This is a genomic window from Streptomyces marokkonensis, assembly GCF_039539045.1.
In the GTDB taxonomy this organism is placed as follows: Bacteria; Actinomycetota; Actinomycetes; order Streptomycetales; family Streptomycetaceae; genus Streptomyces; species Streptomyces marokkonensis.
Window position 1 is genome coordinate 1 of record NZ_BAABCQ010000415.1, and the last position, 669, is coordinate 669.

Genomic DNA, 669 nt, shown 5'->3' on the forward strand with positions numbered 1-669 from the left:
CGCCTTGCACCGCCCGTCCGGGGCCAGCCCACGCTGCCGGCTGAACTCCACGAAGGCGGTGGGCGTGGCCATCACCATCACGCCGCCGGCCAGCGCCATGGAGCACTCACCACCACGCAGCGCCTGGACCGCCCAGTGCAGAGCCACCAGCGACGAGGAGCACGCCGTGTCGACGGTGACCGCCGGGCCCTCCAGGCCGAAGGTGTAGGCGATGCGGCCGGACATCACACTGGCGGAGTTGCCCGTGCCGAAGAAACCCTCGGAGTCATCGATCGCGTTGAATGCCTGGGCCGCGTAGTCCTGGTAGCCGGAGCCGACAAAAACACCGGTCCGGCTGCCGCGCACCGACTCCGCGTCGATACCGGCCCGCTCGAACGCCTCCCACGTGGTCTCCAGCAGCAGCCGCTGCTGCGGATCCATCGCCACGGCCTCCCGCGGACTGATCCCGAAGAACCCGGCGTCGAACTCCGCCGCCTCATACAGGAAACCGCCGTGCCGCGCATACGTCTTCCCCGCCGCCAGCGGATCCGGGTCATAGATGCCCTCCACATCCCAGCCGCGGTCCGCCGGGAACTCCCCGACCGCGTCCGTACCGGACGCCACCAGACGCCACAGGTCCTCGGGCGAACGCACCCCGCCCGGATAACGGCACGCCATACCGACGATCGC

Annotated in this window: 1 protein-coding gene; it reads right to left on the minus strand. The window is 70.3% G+C overall.

Features of this window, described 5'->3' with window-relative positions:
• On the minus strand, nt 1-669 hold a 669-nt coding region (locus tag ABEA26_RS36185; protein ID WP_345598341.1), incomplete at both ends, for a beta-ketoacyl synthase N-terminal-like domain-containing protein.